The organism is Streptomyces sp. NPDC012888 (assembly GCF_042900645.1).
Classification (GTDB): Bacteria; Actinomycetota; Actinomycetes; order Streptomycetales; family Streptomycetaceae; genus Streptomyces.
In genome coordinates this window covers 1-13,818 of the sequence record NZ_JBIBBM010000011.1, presented here as the reverse complement: position 1 = coordinate 13,818, position 13,818 = coordinate 1, and the positions used below count along the sequence as shown (strand labels likewise).

Sequence of the window (13,818 nt, the reverse complement as noted above, 5' to 3'; positions counted from 1 at the left end):
GGCGGGAACACGGCCGGATCCCTTTTCCGGAGGGGGTCCGGGCGGTCCGGGCGTCGCTCAGGCCGGGGTGACCAGCAGCGGTCGGGCCCGTTCCCGGAGTTCCGCCACCCGGGGCTCGTCCCCGTACGGCTCCAGCCGGTGCAGCAGGTCCCGTACGTACTCGGTGGTCCGCACGGACGAGATGCGGCCCGCCACCTCCACGGCCCGCGTCCCGGCCGCGCAGGCCGCGTCCAGGTTGCCGGACTCCAGCTCGGCGACGGCGCTGACCACCAGCCGCAGTCCGTGCGAGCGGACGTACTCCTCGGTCGGCCGGGACAGGGCCTGCTCGGTGAACCGGCGTACCTGCCGCGGGAGTTTGAGGTCCCGGTAGCACTCGGCGGCGTCCGCCGCGAACCGGTCGTACGAGTAGAAGCCCAGCCAGCTGGGGTCGGGGTCGCCCTCCCGGGAGCGTTCCAGCCAGCTCTCGGCGGCCCGCAGTGCGGCGCCGGCGGCCTGGGAGTCGCCGGCCTTGGCGTGGGCCCGGGCCTCGACGAGCCGGAAGAAGCTCATGGTGCGGGCGGTGGCCAGGCCGCGGTTCCGCTCGACGGCCGCCTGGGCCAGGTCGACGCCCTCGTCGGCGAAGTCGCGGTAGGTGGCCTGGAGGGACATGGAGGCCAACACGTATCCGCCCAGCGGCACGTCCGCGGCGGCCCGGGCCAGCCGCAGGGCCTGGATGTAGTAGCGCTGAGCGGCCTCCTGCTGGCCGGTGTCGAAAGCCATCCACCCGGCCAGCCGGGTCAGTTCCGCCGTGGCGCCGAACAGGGCCCGGCCCACCTCGTCGGTGTAGGTGCCGAGCAGCAGCGGGGTGGCGTCCACCCGCAGGCATTCCGGCACCATCGACGAGCGCCAGTCCCCCCCGCCGTACTTGGAGTCCCAGCGGCGCGCGTCCTCGGCGGCCTCGCGCAGCTTGGCCACGTCGCTGTGGCCGACGCGCTGCGGTGCGGCGTCGGGTAGCGGCGTCACCGGCTCGCGTTGCGTTTCGGGACCGGGCAGCGAGGGCACAACCGAGGTCGGCGAAGACGTGGGCGTGGGCGACAGCGGTGGCGACGACAGTGGCGACGGCGGTGGCGATGTGGACACGGCAGCGGTAGCGGATCCGGTCCCCGGACCGGCCTGGGCGGTGGTGCCGGCCTGTGCGGCGGTACCTGCCCGGGTGGCGGTACCTGCCCGGGTGGCGGTACCTGCCTGGGAGGGCGGCGCTGACTGCTGCGCTCCGGGTTGCGTCTGTCCTGTCGGTTGCGCCTGCGCCGCCGGTTGCGCCTGCACCTGCGGCTGCGCCGCCGGCTCCCGGGCGACCGAGCCGTCGGCCGGGCATATCAGCCAGCGCGAGGCGGGCGTCGCGTACGCGGACACCGAGAAGGACCCCGCCAGCGACTGCCAGATCCCGCCGTTGCCGCGCCGCCCCGCCGAGTCCAGCCGGTACAGGTCGGTGGCCGAACGCACCGCCGCCCGGACGTCGCGCGGAAAGCTCAGACCCACCTCGGGCGCCGGGTCCGCGTCGGCCAGCCCGATCTCGTGCAGGGGCACCGGACGCCCCAGTTTCGCGCCGATCGCGGCGGCGATCAGGTGGGGGGCGGCCCCCTGCGGCACCATGCCCTTGGACACCCAGCGGGCCACCGAGGTCTTGTCGTAACGAAGCGTCAGACCGCGCTGGGCGCCCAGGTCGTTGACCCGCCTGGCCAGTCCGGCGTTGCTGATGCCGGCGAGGGCGAGGACGGCGCCGAGCTTCTCGTTGGGTTCGCGGAGCTCCCTGGACATGCGCCACCCCTCGTCACGCGGAACGCAGTACGAACAACAAGCGCAGACGTACGCAGACGTACAGCAGACGTACACACGGCATGCGGTAGTGCGGTCGGCCGCCGGGCATAGGCGCCCGGCATTCGTAAACCCAGCGTAGTTCCCCGCATCCCAAGCGTTAAGGCCCCGCCTTCCCTATGGCGGGATTGTTGTCCGTGCGCGCCGGCCGGGGCGGGGCGCACGGCGCCGTGCGTGCTCCGCCCGTGTGGCCGTGCGCCCGGCCGTGCGCTCTGCCCGGTCCGGGGGTCCGGCGATTCGATGTCCGGTGCGTGGGTCGGCCCGCTGCGCGGATCCGGCGGGTCGGGGGGACCGCCGCCTCAATCCCCGCGGGTGGCGGACCGGTCCGGGAGGTGGTCGCCGCCTCCCGGACCGCACCCCGGGCCGCCCACGCCCGCCGGTCGAAGAATGGCTGAAACCGGCCCATGCGGCGTCTGAGCGGCGCCGGGAACGGAACGTCGAATACCGCGTGACTGGGGCGCGTTCGTTTGCCCGCACGCCCCCCTTAACCCCTCCCGCGCGCCCTCCGCCGTGGCAGCATGTACCCCGACCCACAGGTGGCCACGATGCTGGTAGCGGGGAGGCGGCGATGCGCTGGTTGGTGGGGTGGAGCAGTATCGCCGCGAGTTTCGGTACCGCGGGGCGCGTGAGCGGCACGGGCGGTGCCGGGACCGGGCCCGGCGGCCGGCACGCCCCCGCCGGCGCCGGTGACCTCCACGGGGGTCTGGCCGACGCCGCACTCCCCCACCAGGAGCACGACCCCTCCGGGGACGCCGAGCGCACCGTCCACCCCGTCGGCGCCCAGCTGCTGTGGGGCGACCCCGACCCGCTGTGGGCCGTGGGCGACTGGCGGCCCGACGAGATCCGCACCGTCACCGCCGACCCGGCCGACCCCTTCACCCGCCTCGCCGTCCTCGGCTGCTGCGGCGCCGACGACGCGGAACTCCGCCGCGCCCTGTACGCCGCCCGCGGCGGGGCGCTCCGCCACCTCACCTCCTGGCCGGGCAGCTACACGGCGGTGGTCCAGGCCGGCCGCCGGATCACCGTGCTCGGCGACCTCGCCGGCGCCCGGCCCGTCTTCTACACCCCCTGGGCGGGAGGCACGGCGTACGCGACGGCCGCGCTGCCGCTCGCCGACCTCATCGAGGCCCAGCTCGACATCGGCCACCTCGCCGCCCTGCTCGCCTGCCCGGACAGCCCGGAGGCCCTGGGCGACGGCACGCCGTACGCCGGGGTCCGGCGGATCCCGCCCGGCCACGCGCTCATCCTCCGTGAGGGGTCCCGGGAGATCACCGGCTACGAACCGGTCGCCTCGCTCGCCGTGGCCGCGCCGGAGATCGAGGCGGGGCGCGCGGTGGAGGGCGTACGGGAGGCATTGGTCGACGCGGTGCGCGCCCGGCTCACGGCGCCCCGCCATGCTCCCGACGCCCCGCCGTACGATCCCGGGCCGGTTCCCGGCATGGGTCCGGCCGACCGGCGGGCCGCCCGCGGGGCCCCCGCGCCCGGTATCGGCGCCGACCTGTCCGGGGGCAGCGCCTCCGCGACCCTGGCCCTGCTGGCCGCCGGACTGCCCGGAGCCCCCGGGACCCTTCCGGGCCTGGGCGCCACCGCCGCGGGCGAGCGGCTGCTGGCCGTTACCTTCAACGACCTCGCCACCCCCCAGGGGCGGGAGGCCGAGCTGGAGCGGGCCCGGGTGATCGCGGGCGACCCGCGCCTGCACCACGTCGTGGTCGCCGCCTCCGACGAGGCCCTGCCGTACGCCGAGCTCGACGGCCCGCTCACCGACGAGCCCGGCCCGTCGCTGGTCGTCGCCGCCCGGGAACGCCACCGGCTCGCCGCCGGCTCCGCCGACCACCTGATCGGCCACGGTGCCCGGCAGGTCCTCGACGGGCACCCGGCGCGGCTGGCCGACCTGCTGATGGACCGGCGCCGCCGGCACCTGCTGCGGCCGGTCGCGGCGCTGGCCCGCTCCGCGCCGGCCGGCGGCTCCTCGCTGCTGGTCCCGCTGACCGTGTACAACGCCGCCCGCCGGCTGGCCCGTACGCCGTACCGGGCGGGCATGGAGGAGGCCGCGGAGCGGCTGCGCGAGGGGCGGCTCCCGCCGCCGCCCGGCGAGCAGGCCGGTCCCGTGCACGCCTCGCTCGCCGCCCTCACCTGGGCCCGCCCGGGACCGGCGGCCCGCTGGCTGACCGGGGAGGCGCTGGCGGAAGTATCGATCCGGCTGAGCACCGCGGCCGGCCGGCCCCCGCTGTCCCTGCGGCCCGGCGAGGCCCGGGCGCGGGCGGCACTGGCCCGGCACGCGGCCGACCACCGGGTCTTCGAGCAGGCGGTGGAGGTCCGCAGCCAGCGGCTGCACGCACCGTTCCTCGACAACCAGGTCGTACGGGCGGCCCGTGCGCTGCCGGAGTCCCTGCGCGTGCAGCCGGGCGCGCGGGCCGCCGTCCTCCGCGAGGTGCTCTCGGGCACCGGGGTCCGGGAGCTGCCGCCCGGCTGGGGCGCGTCCACGCACGCCCCCAACGAGACCGCCACCCGGCTGGGCCTGCGCGCCGCCCTGCCGGACCTGCTGCTGCTGTTCGCGTCGCCGCTGCTGGCGGACGCCGGGCTGGTGGACGCCCGGGTGGTGCAGCAGGCCCTGGTCGACGCGGCCGAGGGACGTCCGGGCTCGCTGGACGGTCTCGCCGAGCTCGTCTCGATGGAGCTCTGGCTGCGGCGGCTGCTGTCCCGGCGCGGCACCTGCTGGACCGGCACCTCCACGCCCCGCCGGCGTGCGGTCCCCTCGACGGGCACCCCGCTGGCGCGCCTCGGCTCCGCCGGCCCCCGCGGCCTGCGCCCCGCCCCGCCCCGCGTGCCCTAGCCGCCGCCGACGGCGCCGCAGGGCCGGTCAGCGGCAGCTGATCACGGCGTCGGCCCAGGCCGCGAGCGTCAGCGGGGCCCCCGGCCCGGCGGGTTCCACCACCAGGCGGAGGGTCTCGTCGCCGGACAGGCCGATCCGTACGGGCACGGGCCGGTCACCGGCACCGAGGGCGGGGGAGCGCCACAGCCGGCCGCGGTCGCCGTGGACGGAGAACCGCACCCGGCCCTGGGCGGGCAGCGACAGGTCGTCCACCCCGGCCCGGGCGGAGAAGGCGGTGCACTGGCGGTTCAGCCGGATCAGGACGGACGACCGGGCGTTCACGGTGATGCCGTGGCCGAAGCGTTCGCCGCCGACGCGCAGCCCCCAGCGCTGCCACACCCAGCTGCTGCGCCAGGTCTCCAGCTCGGGACCGGAGTGGTCGCCGAGGGGCGCGTGGCCGAGGGCGGCCAGCCGGTAGCCGGTGGGCGACTGGGGCGGGGGCGGCGGGCCCGGCTCGGCCGTGGGCCTGGGCGCGGGCCGCGGCGCCGGCTTCGCCGTGGGCGTCGGGTCCGGCGCCGGCGGGGCGGGCCGTACCGGCCGTACGGAGACCTCCGGAGCCGGCGGCCGGGACGGAGCCGGGGGCGCGGAGGCGGGCGGCCGGGGCGTTGCGGGAGCCTTGGCCACGGGCAGCCGGGGCGGCTGCGGTGCGGGCGGGCTCGGCTCCGGCGCGGGCCGCCGGGGGGCGTCCGGAACCACCGGGGAGGCGGCGCTGGGGGCGGGCTTCGCACCGGCCTGGGGTTCGGGCTCGTCCCCGGTCAGGGCGAAGACCACGCCCGCGGCGGCGGCCACCGCGATGCCGGCGGCCAGCGCGGCCTTCGCGGGCAGGCCCAGCCCCTCGGAGGCCGCGGCGGCCCCCGCGCCGGACCCGGCCCCGCCCGCGCCACCGGCACCCGCTCCGGCTCCGGCCGCTCCCGAGCCACCCGCCGCAGCACCAGCACCGGCAGCACCCGCACCCGCGGCCCCGGCACCAGAGCCCGCAGCCGCGCCGGACGTGGCCGTCGCACCCGTCGCACCCGTCGCCGCGGCGGCCGCACCGGCACCGCCCGCGGCCACCGCGCCGCCCGCCACGACCCCGGCGGCCTTCGCGGCGTACCCGGCGGCGAACCAGCCGATGACCGCGACCGGAAGCAGCGCCGGGATACCCGCGTTGACGTCCTTCAGCTCGCCGGCGGCAAGCCGGCACCGCGCGCACTCCTCCAGGTGCTTGCGCAGCCCGCGCTCCGCGCGCATCCGCAGTCCACCGCGGGCGTACGCACCGAGCCGGTCGGCGTACCGGGCGCAGTCCCCGCCGGCGGTCAGGGCCGAGCTGACGTGGGCCTGGAGGTAGGCCTGCTTGAGTCCCTCCCGGGCGCGACTGGCCAGCACCGCGGTCGCGTTGGCGCTCAGCCCGAACAGCGGCGCCACGGAGCTCGGCGAGGCCTCCTCCACGGTGGTGTGCCACAGCACCGCCTGCCACCGTTCCGGCAGGCTGCGGAAGGCCTGCACGGCCAGCGAGCGTTCGGCCTCGTGCATGGCGCGCACGTCCGCGCCCAGTTCCAGCGTGTCCTCGCCGGACGGTCCGGCACCGGTCTCCGGGGCCGCCGCTCCCGCGGCCGCCTGTTCGGCGAAGACCGCGAAGTCCTCGACCAGTTGTTCGCGCCTGGCCGTCTTGGTCCAGGCGGCCGCCACCCGGCGGACCGTGGTGAGCAGGTACGCGCGGACCGCCTGGTCCGGCCCGGCCCCGCCGCGTACGGCCTGCAGGGTCCGCGTGAACACCTCGCCGGTCAGGTCGTCGGCGGTGTGCCCGTCCCGGCAGCAGGTCCTGGCGTACCGCCGCACGGCCTCCGCGTGGCGGCGGAACAGCTCCGCGTACGCGGTGTCGTCCCCGGCCCGCATCCGGGCGATCAGCTCGCCGTCCGAAGGCGCGAGTTCGGCCTCGGTGGCTCCGCTGCCCGCCTCCCGCTGGGCCGGTACCTGCCGGCCCGGCAGGCTGCCGGCCCCGGCCTCGGCGCCCCTGGCGAGCGGCTCTTCCCGACCGTCAACGTCCATCGCGGAAGCCCCCGCACACCACGCTCAATCGGTACACGCGGTCCAGCGTGGCACAGACCGGACGCGCGCCGGACCGCACTCGGTGCCATCCACCCGTCCGGGCAGGGTCGGGCGGCGGCCGTTCGAGGAGCCGGCGCACGGGGGTCAGGGCACCCCGCGCCGCCGCCGGAACGACGGCGGGGCGGGGGCGGCTCGGGGGGCGGGCCGTCCGGCCCGCCCGTGGCCTCAGCGCGAACGCAGGCCTTCCAGCAGGATGTCGAGCAGCCGGGCCGAGGCGGCGGCCTGCTGCGCCGCGTCCGGCAGCGCGGGCGCGGCCGTGGCGATCACGAGCAGGACGTCGGCGACGGTGACGTCGGCGCGCAGCTCGCCGGCGGCACGGGCCCGGTCCACCAGCTTGCCGACGACCTCCAGGAGCGCGCCGGCCCCCGCGTCCGCCGAGGGGCCGTCGGAGGAGCCGGTCACGGCGGCCGCGTCACCGCGCGCGCCCACGACCCGCAGCTCCGGCTGCTGCCGCTGCTGCGGGACCCGGGCGTCGACGGCCTCCGCGCCGGGCGCGTTCTCCTCGGCGGCCGCGCCGACCCGCAGCACCTGCGGCGGAAGCAGCCGGCCCGCGCCGGAGGCCACGGAGGTGCGCAGGAAGCGGGAGAGCGCCTGCCAGGGCTCCTCCTCCTGCCCCAGGGCGGTCCGCGCCTGCTCGGTCAGCCGGGCGGTCTCCTCTTCCGCTATGCGCCGGACCAGGACGTCCTTGCTGGGGAAGCGCCGGTACACGGTGCCGACACCGACCCGGGCGCGGCGCGCCACGTCCTCCATGGGGGCCCCGTAGCCGAGCTCGCCGAAGACCTCGCGGGCCGCCCGCAGGACGTGCTCCAGGTTCCGCTGCGCGTCCACGCGCAGGGGGGTGGAGCGGCCCACGCCGTGGGTGGTGGCGCCGGACATCACGCGGCCGTGGCTCCCGTCCGAGAGCGCGGTCGCAGAAGCATGGAAATCGGAAATGTGCATATGTTTCCCCCGGTAATCTTCTGTCTCCCCCCGGAGACACTCCCCGCCTTCGTGTCGAGGGGGCCCAAGGTCGTGAGGGCCCGTACTACTCCTCGACGGGTAACGAACATAGTTGAGCCAGAGTCAATTCAGAAGAGGCAGCCCCCCTCCGAGCACCGCCCGATCGGAGCATTCACCCCCACTTTTCCGATTCCCACCCCCGGAATGATCGCTTCCGCACGTTCTGACCTGCGCACCTCTGCCCCCTCAGACCCCCTCAGACAGCCCCGCCCCACCCCTGCTGCCGGTCACACAATTTGACGGGCCTGTGGACAAACTCCCCGCCACGGTGCGTCATGGGATGGTGAAGGCTGCTAACTCCCGGGGCGCGGCCCCCGGCACCCCGCCCCGTGCACGCATCCTGATCGTCGGCGGCGGCTACGTCGGCATGTACACGGCACTGAGGCTCCAGCGGAAGCTCAGAGCCGGCGAAGCCGAGGTCACGGTGGTCACCCCCGAGCCCTACATGACGTACCAGCCCTTCCTCCCCGAGGCCGCCGCGGGCTCCATCTCGCCCCGCCACGTCGTCGTCCCGCTCCGCCGGGTCCTCGACAAGTGCAGGATCGTCATCGGCGAGGCCGAGCGCATCGACCACGCCAAACGGACCGCCACCGTCAACACCCTCGCCACCGAGGAAGAGGGCAGCGGCGCACTGGAGCTCGAATACGACGAGCTCGTCCTCGCCCCCGGTTCGGTCTCCCGCACCCTGCCGATCCCCGGCCTCGCCGACTACGGCATCGGCTTCAAGACCGTCGAGGAAGCCATCGGCCTGCGCAACCACGTCATCGAGCAGATGGACATCGCCTCCTCCACCCGCGACCCCGACATCCGCTCCGCCGCCCTCACCTTCGTCTTCGTCGGCGGCGGCTACGCCGGCGTCGAAGCCCTCGGCGAGCTGGAGGACATGGCCCGCTACGCCACCCGCTACTACCACAACGTCAAACCCGAGGACATGAAGTGGATCCTGGTCGAGGCCAGCGACCACATCCTCCCCGAGGTCGGGCCCGAACTGGGCAAGTACACCGTCAGCGAGCTCCGCCGCCGCAACATCGACGTCCGCCTGGAGACCCGCCTCGACTCCTGCGAGAACCGCGTCGCCGTCCTCAGCGACGGCACCCGGTTCCCCACCCGCACCGTCGTCTGGACCGCCGGCGTCAAACCCCACCCCGTCCTCGCCGCCACCGACCTGCCCCGCAACGAACGCGGCCGGCTCGTCTGCACCGCCTTCCTCACCGTCGACGGCGTCGAACACGCCTGGGCCGCCGGCGACGCCGCCGCCGTCCCCGACATCACCGCCGGGGAACCCGGCCGCGACTGCGCCCCCAACGCCCAGCACGCCGTCCGCCAGGCCAAGGCGCTCGCCGAGAACCTCGTCGCCTCCCTCCGCGGCGAACTCCTCACCGAGTACGCCCACAAGTACGCCGGCTCGGTCGCCTCCCTCGGCCTGCACAAGGGCGTCGCCCACGTCTACGGCCGCAAGCTCAAGCGCTACCCCGCCTGGCTCATGCACCGCGTCTACCACCTCAGCCGGGTCCCCACCTTCAACCGCAAGATGCGCGTGCTGGCCGAGTGGACCCTCGCCGGCCTCTTCAAACGCGAGATCGTCTCCCTCGGCTCCCTCGAACACCCCAGGGCCGAATTCGAGCTCGCCGCAGGCAAACGCCAGCACGGACCCCGGACCCACCTCCAGAAGCCGGGCCACGGCTGACGCCGCCAGTGCGGTCCGCCACACTGGACGTGTGACCATAGGTATGCCCGCCCCTGCGCAGAGTGACGGCGCAGGGCGCCGGGCCCCGCGCCACCACCGCCCAGCGACCGTCCCGGAACACCCCAGCGACCACGAGCGACACCACGAGGCTTGAACGCAGTGAACTTCACGCGCTGGAGCGCCCGGTTTCCCGGAACGCAGCGCCGCGCCGCCGCCCGTTCCGAACACGCCGCCGCACAGGCCAAGCGCGGAGCGGCGGCCCCGCCGGCCGCCACGGGCGGGTCCGTCCCCGCCGCCCGTGCCTCCGCGACCGACGGCCGCCCGGCCGACCCCACCGTCTCCGGGACCGGCACCGGCACGCCCCTGGCTGCCGTCCCCTCCCTCGACGACCTCCCCGTACGCGAGGTCCTGGGCCGGCTCCCGGCCCTCGTCGCCCTCGTCCACGGCCCCGACCACCGCGTCGCCTACGTCAACGAGGCCTACACCGCCGGCTTCGGGCCCCGCCCCCTCGGCGCCCCCGCCGGCGACACCCTCCCCGAACTCGGCGAGCTCGGCCTGCTCCCCCTCCTCGACCAGGTCCAGCGCAGCGGCAAGTCCCGCACCGCCAAGAACCGCACCGCGCCCGGCGGCGGCAGCTCGTACACCGTCACCTGCACGCCCGTCGCCTTCCCCGGCCCGGACTGCACCGGCGTCCTCATCCACCTCGCCGACGTCACCGACCACGCCGAAGCCGTCGACCGGCTCCGCGCCAGCGAACGCCGCCAGCGCGAAGCCGCCGTCACCCTCCAGCGCTCCCTGCTCCCCCAGGAACTCGAACAGCCCGACGACCTCCGGATCGCCGCCACCTACCAGCCCGGCGGCACCGAGGCCGCCGTCGGCGGCGACTGGTACGACGTCATCACCCTCGGCGCCGGCCGCACCGCCCTCGTCATCGGCGACGTCATGGGCCGCGGCGTCCGCGCCGCCGCCGTCATGGGCCAGCTCCGCACCGCCGTCCGCGCCTACGCCCGGCTCGACCTGCCCCCGCACGAGGTCCTGCAGCTCCTCGACGGCCTGGCCGCCGAGATCGACGCCAGCCAGATCGCCACCTGCGTCTACGCCGTCCACGACCCCAACGAGGGACTCCTCGCCTACGCCTCCGCCGGGCACCTCCCCATCCTGGTCCGCGACGCCGACGGAACCGTCCGCCGCGCCGCCGACCCCACCGGCCCCCCGCTCGGCACCGGCGGCTGGCTGCACTCCTCGGGCACCATCGCCCTGGGACCCGGCTCCACCGCCGTCCTCTATACGGACGGACTCGTGGAACGGCGCGGCGAGGACATCGACGAGGGCGTCGCCGCCCTCGCCCGCGCCCTCTCCGGCGCCCAGGGCACCCCCCAGGTCATCTGCGACCGGCTGATGCGGGCCCTCGGAGTGGACGCCGACCACGACGACGACGTCGCCGTGCTCGTCCTCCAGCACCCCGTCCGCACCGGCCCCGACGCGGAGCTGTTCCACAACGCCGCCCTGGAGCTCCTCGGAGGCGTCGAGGCCGCCCCGCGCGCCCGCGCCTTCGCCCAGGGCGTGCTCGCCTCCTGGCGCTTCCCGGTCGAGCTGTGCGACCTCGGCGTACTCGCGGCCAGCGAGCTCGTCGCCAACTCCCTCCAGCACGGCACCCCGCCCATGCGCCTGCGCCTGCGCCGCACCGACCGCCGCCTGATCGTCGAGGTCACCGACGGCGACGACCACCTGCCGCGGCGGCGGCGCGCGGAGCCCGGCGACGAGACCGGACGCGGCATCTCGATCATCGCCACCATCGCCTCTTCCTGGGGCTCCCGCCGGACCCCCGGCGGCGGCAAGGCCGTCTGGTGCGAGTTCGCCCTCCCGGACACCCCCTAGCACCCGGACACGCCGAAGGCCCCGCTCCGACAGGAGCGGGGCCTTCGGCAACCGTCACGCGGCGACCGGCTCCGTGGCCGCCACGGCCTGCTTCGCCGGGGCCGGGGCCGCGGCCGCCCGCGCCGGCACCGGGTTGTCCTGCACGGCCGTCAGCTGCCGGCCCAGCCGCAGCGCCAGCCAGGCGATGCCCAGCGACACCAGTACGAAGATCCCGATGTAGACCATCGGCAGCCCCGCCCCCACCGGCACGCCCAGCGGCCCGAGCGCCAGCGCCATCTGCTTCACCAGGGCGAAGGCGGAGTTGTACTGGCCCACCGAGCCCTCGGGCGCCAGGTCCGCGACCAGCGGCGCCAGCGTCGGCGACAGCATCGCCTCGCCGATGCCGAACAGCGCGTACGTCGTGATGAACGCGGCCGCGGCCATCACGGCGCTGACGTGACCGAGACCGGAGAACCCGGCGATCACCCAGGCGACCGTCCAGATCAGCCCGACCAGGGCGATCACCCGGGACCGGCGGCGCCCCTCGACCAGCTTCAGCACCACGAACTGCGCGACCACGATCGCGCCGGTGTTCGCGGCCAGGGCGAAACCGAGGGTGGACGGGGAGATCCCCGCAGCCTCCGTGCCGAACGCGGCCAGACCCGACTCGAACTGTCCGTAGCAGGCGAAGAAGAGGACGAAGCCCAGCACGCACAGCTGGACCATCGCCTTGTGGCGCAGCAGCCGCTTCCAGCCGCCACCCGCCTGCGCCGGGTCCTTGGGCCGGGCGTCGCTGAAGGTCTGCGCCTGGGGCATCCGCACCGAGGCGATGACACCGGCGAGGACCAGGAACATCACGGCCTCGATGCCGAAGAGCAGGGTGAAGCTGCCGGGATCGTGCTCGTCGACGATCTGCCCGCCGAGCAGACCGCCGATGCCCAGGCCCAGGTTCTGCATGAAGAACTGGAGCGCGAACGCCTTGGTCCGGGTGGTCGGCGTGGAGCACCACACGATCATCGTGGCCAGCGCCGGCTGCATGACGGCCTGGCCGGCACCCAGCGCGAGAGCGGACAGCAGCAGCGGAACGACGCCCGTGGACAGCCCGAGGGACATCGCACCCACGGACGCCAGGAACGCCGCACCGATGACCACCGGGGCCGGACCCCGGCGGTCGATGACCCGACCGGTGAAGGGCAAGGCGACGAGCGCACCGAGGGCGAACGCGATGAACGCGCACGTCGCCCACATGGAGCCCAGATCCCGCACCTGCGCCACGTAGATGTAGAGGAACGGAACCGTGAAGCCGATGCCGAACGCCGTCAGTGCGTTGCCGGCCTGGATCCGCCGCATCGCAGCGCCCATCACCTTGGTCACTTCTCACCTGCCCTTAGAGCTGAAGACTTCATACCTAAAGTTCGACGCTTAACACTACACACCGAAGGAGTTAGACGCCAGCGGAGTCGTGCGATACTCGGCGGCATGGGTGAGACCCCGGACGGCGCAGTGGCCGTCAACGAGCCGACCATCGACGAGCAGATCGCCGCCTACCAGCGCGAGTTCCAGGACCTCGACCCCCAGGTCGAAAAGGTCGTGTCGGGGCTGAGCCGCCTCAACCGCCGGATGAACGTCGCTTACGGCCGCCAGACCGCGGCCCTGGGCATCAGCAACGCCGAGTGGGAGGTCCTCAAGGCACTGGTCCTGTCGGGCGCCCCCTACCGGATGGGCCCCAGCGAGCTGGCCAAGCAGCTGGGCCTGACGCCGGCGGCGATGACGCACCGCATCGACCGGATGACCGCCGAGGGCCTGGTCACGCGGGAGCGGGACGAGTCCAACAGGGTCCGCGTGATCGTGGAGCTCACCGCGGACGGCCGGAGCAAGTGGCTGGACGCCATGCGCATGGCCACGGTCTTCGAGGAGGACCTCCTCCAGGACCTCTCACCGGCCGAGCGCGGCCTGCTCGGCGACATCCTGACCCGCCTGCTGGACCGCGTGGAGGGCCTCCAGACGCGGGGCTGACCGGGCCCGACCTGGGGGGTTGACACGGACCCGCCCGGGACGTAGAGTTCTTCGGGTTGCCAGGGAGACGTAACGGTTCTCCGGCAACCTTCCGCCGCCTCGTAGCGGCAACCCAACACAGCGCGAACTCCTCCGGGAACGAATTCGGCATCCCCGAATTCTTTTCCGAGGCTCCGATTAGGAGCCGCCCGGGAAATCCGCTAGAGTTCGGGAGTCGAAAGGGCCCAACAGCCCGGAAGACAAAACCCGCTGACTGGGAGTCAGGCCCGAAAGGATCTGATAGAGTCGGAACCGCCGGAAAGGGAAACGCGAGAGCGAAGACCTGGAAAGCACCGAGGAAATCGGATCGAAAAGATCTGATAGAGTCGGAAACGAAGAACGAAGGAAGCGCCCGGAGGGCCCGGAGACGGGAACGAAGGAAGCGTCCGCACCTTGAGAACTCAAC

At 74.9% G+C, this 13,818-nt stretch carries 8 protein-coding genes; 4 read left to right on the top strand and 4 right to left on the bottom strand.

Annotated elements, in window-relative coordinates:
• Positions 1–57 precede the first annotated feature (57 nt).
• The gene (locus tag ACFY61_RS19995) at positions 58–1,797 is read right to left on the bottom strand and encodes a sporulation protein (protein WP_389473687.1); all 1,740 of its coding nucleotides are present in this window, start codon (positions 1,795–1,797) and stop codon (positions 58–60) included.
• A 625-nt stretch (positions 1,798–2,422) separates the two neighbouring features.
• On the opposite strand from ACFY61_RS19995, the gene ACFY61_RS19990 reads away from it, so the two are divergent.
• Positions 2,423–4,687: an asparagine synthase-related protein gene (locus tag ACFY61_RS19990; protein WP_389473685.1), complete on the top strand. Its 2,265-nt coding sequence runs from the start codon at positions 2,423–2,425 to the stop codon at positions 4,685–4,687.
• Positions 4,688–4,714: 27 nt separating this feature from the next.
• Here the strand turns inward: ACFY61_RS19990 and ACFY61_RS19985 are convergent, their stop codons facing one another.
• On the bottom strand, positions 4,715–6,754 hold the full coding sequence (locus ACFY61_RS19985) for a sigma-70 family RNA polymerase sigma factor (RefSeq protein ID WP_389473683.1): 2,040 nt from the start codon (positions 6,752–6,754) through the stop codon (positions 4,715–4,717).
• 225 nt (positions 6,755–6,979) lie between these two features.
• Positions 6,980–7,753, bottom strand: coding sequence for a TetR/AcrR family transcriptional regulator (locus ACFY61_RS19980; protein ID WP_389473681.1), 774 nt, complete (start codon positions 7,751–7,753; stop codon positions 6,980–6,982).
• A 340-nt stretch (positions 7,754–8,093) separates the two neighbouring features.
• Here ACFY61_RS19980 and ACFY61_RS19975 point away from each other — a divergent pair, with 340 nt between their 5' ends.
• Positions 8,094–9,500, top strand: a complete 1,407-nt coding sequence (locus ACFY61_RS19975; protein WP_389473680.1) for an NAD(P)/FAD-dependent oxidoreductase — start codon at positions 8,094–8,096, stop codon at positions 9,498–9,500.
• A 159-nt stretch (positions 9,501–9,659) separates the two neighbouring features.
• Positions 9,660–11,378 (top strand): SpoIIE family protein phosphatase, encoded by a 1,719-nt coding sequence (locus ACFY61_RS19970; protein WP_389474031.1) that lies wholly within the window; start codon positions 9,660–9,662, stop codon positions 11,376–11,378.
• A 54-nt stretch (positions 11,379–11,432) separates the two neighbouring features.
• On the opposite strand, the gene ACFY61_RS19965 is transcribed toward ACFY61_RS19970, so the two are convergent.
• Positions 11,433–12,719, bottom strand: coding sequence for an MFS transporter (locus tag ACFY61_RS19965; protein ID WP_389474029.1), 1,287 nt, complete (start codon positions 12,717–12,719; stop codon positions 11,433–11,435).
• A gap of 117 nt (positions 12,720–12,836) precedes the next feature.
• Between ACFY61_RS19965 and ACFY61_RS19960 the strand changes: the two genes are divergently transcribed.
• Complete coding sequence (locus ACFY61_RS19960; protein WP_389473678.1) at positions 12,837–13,373, top strand: MarR family winged helix-turn-helix transcriptional regulator; 537 nt, start codon at positions 12,837–12,839, stop codon at positions 13,371–13,373.
• The last annotated feature ends 445 nt before the right edge of the window (positions 13,374–13,818 follow it).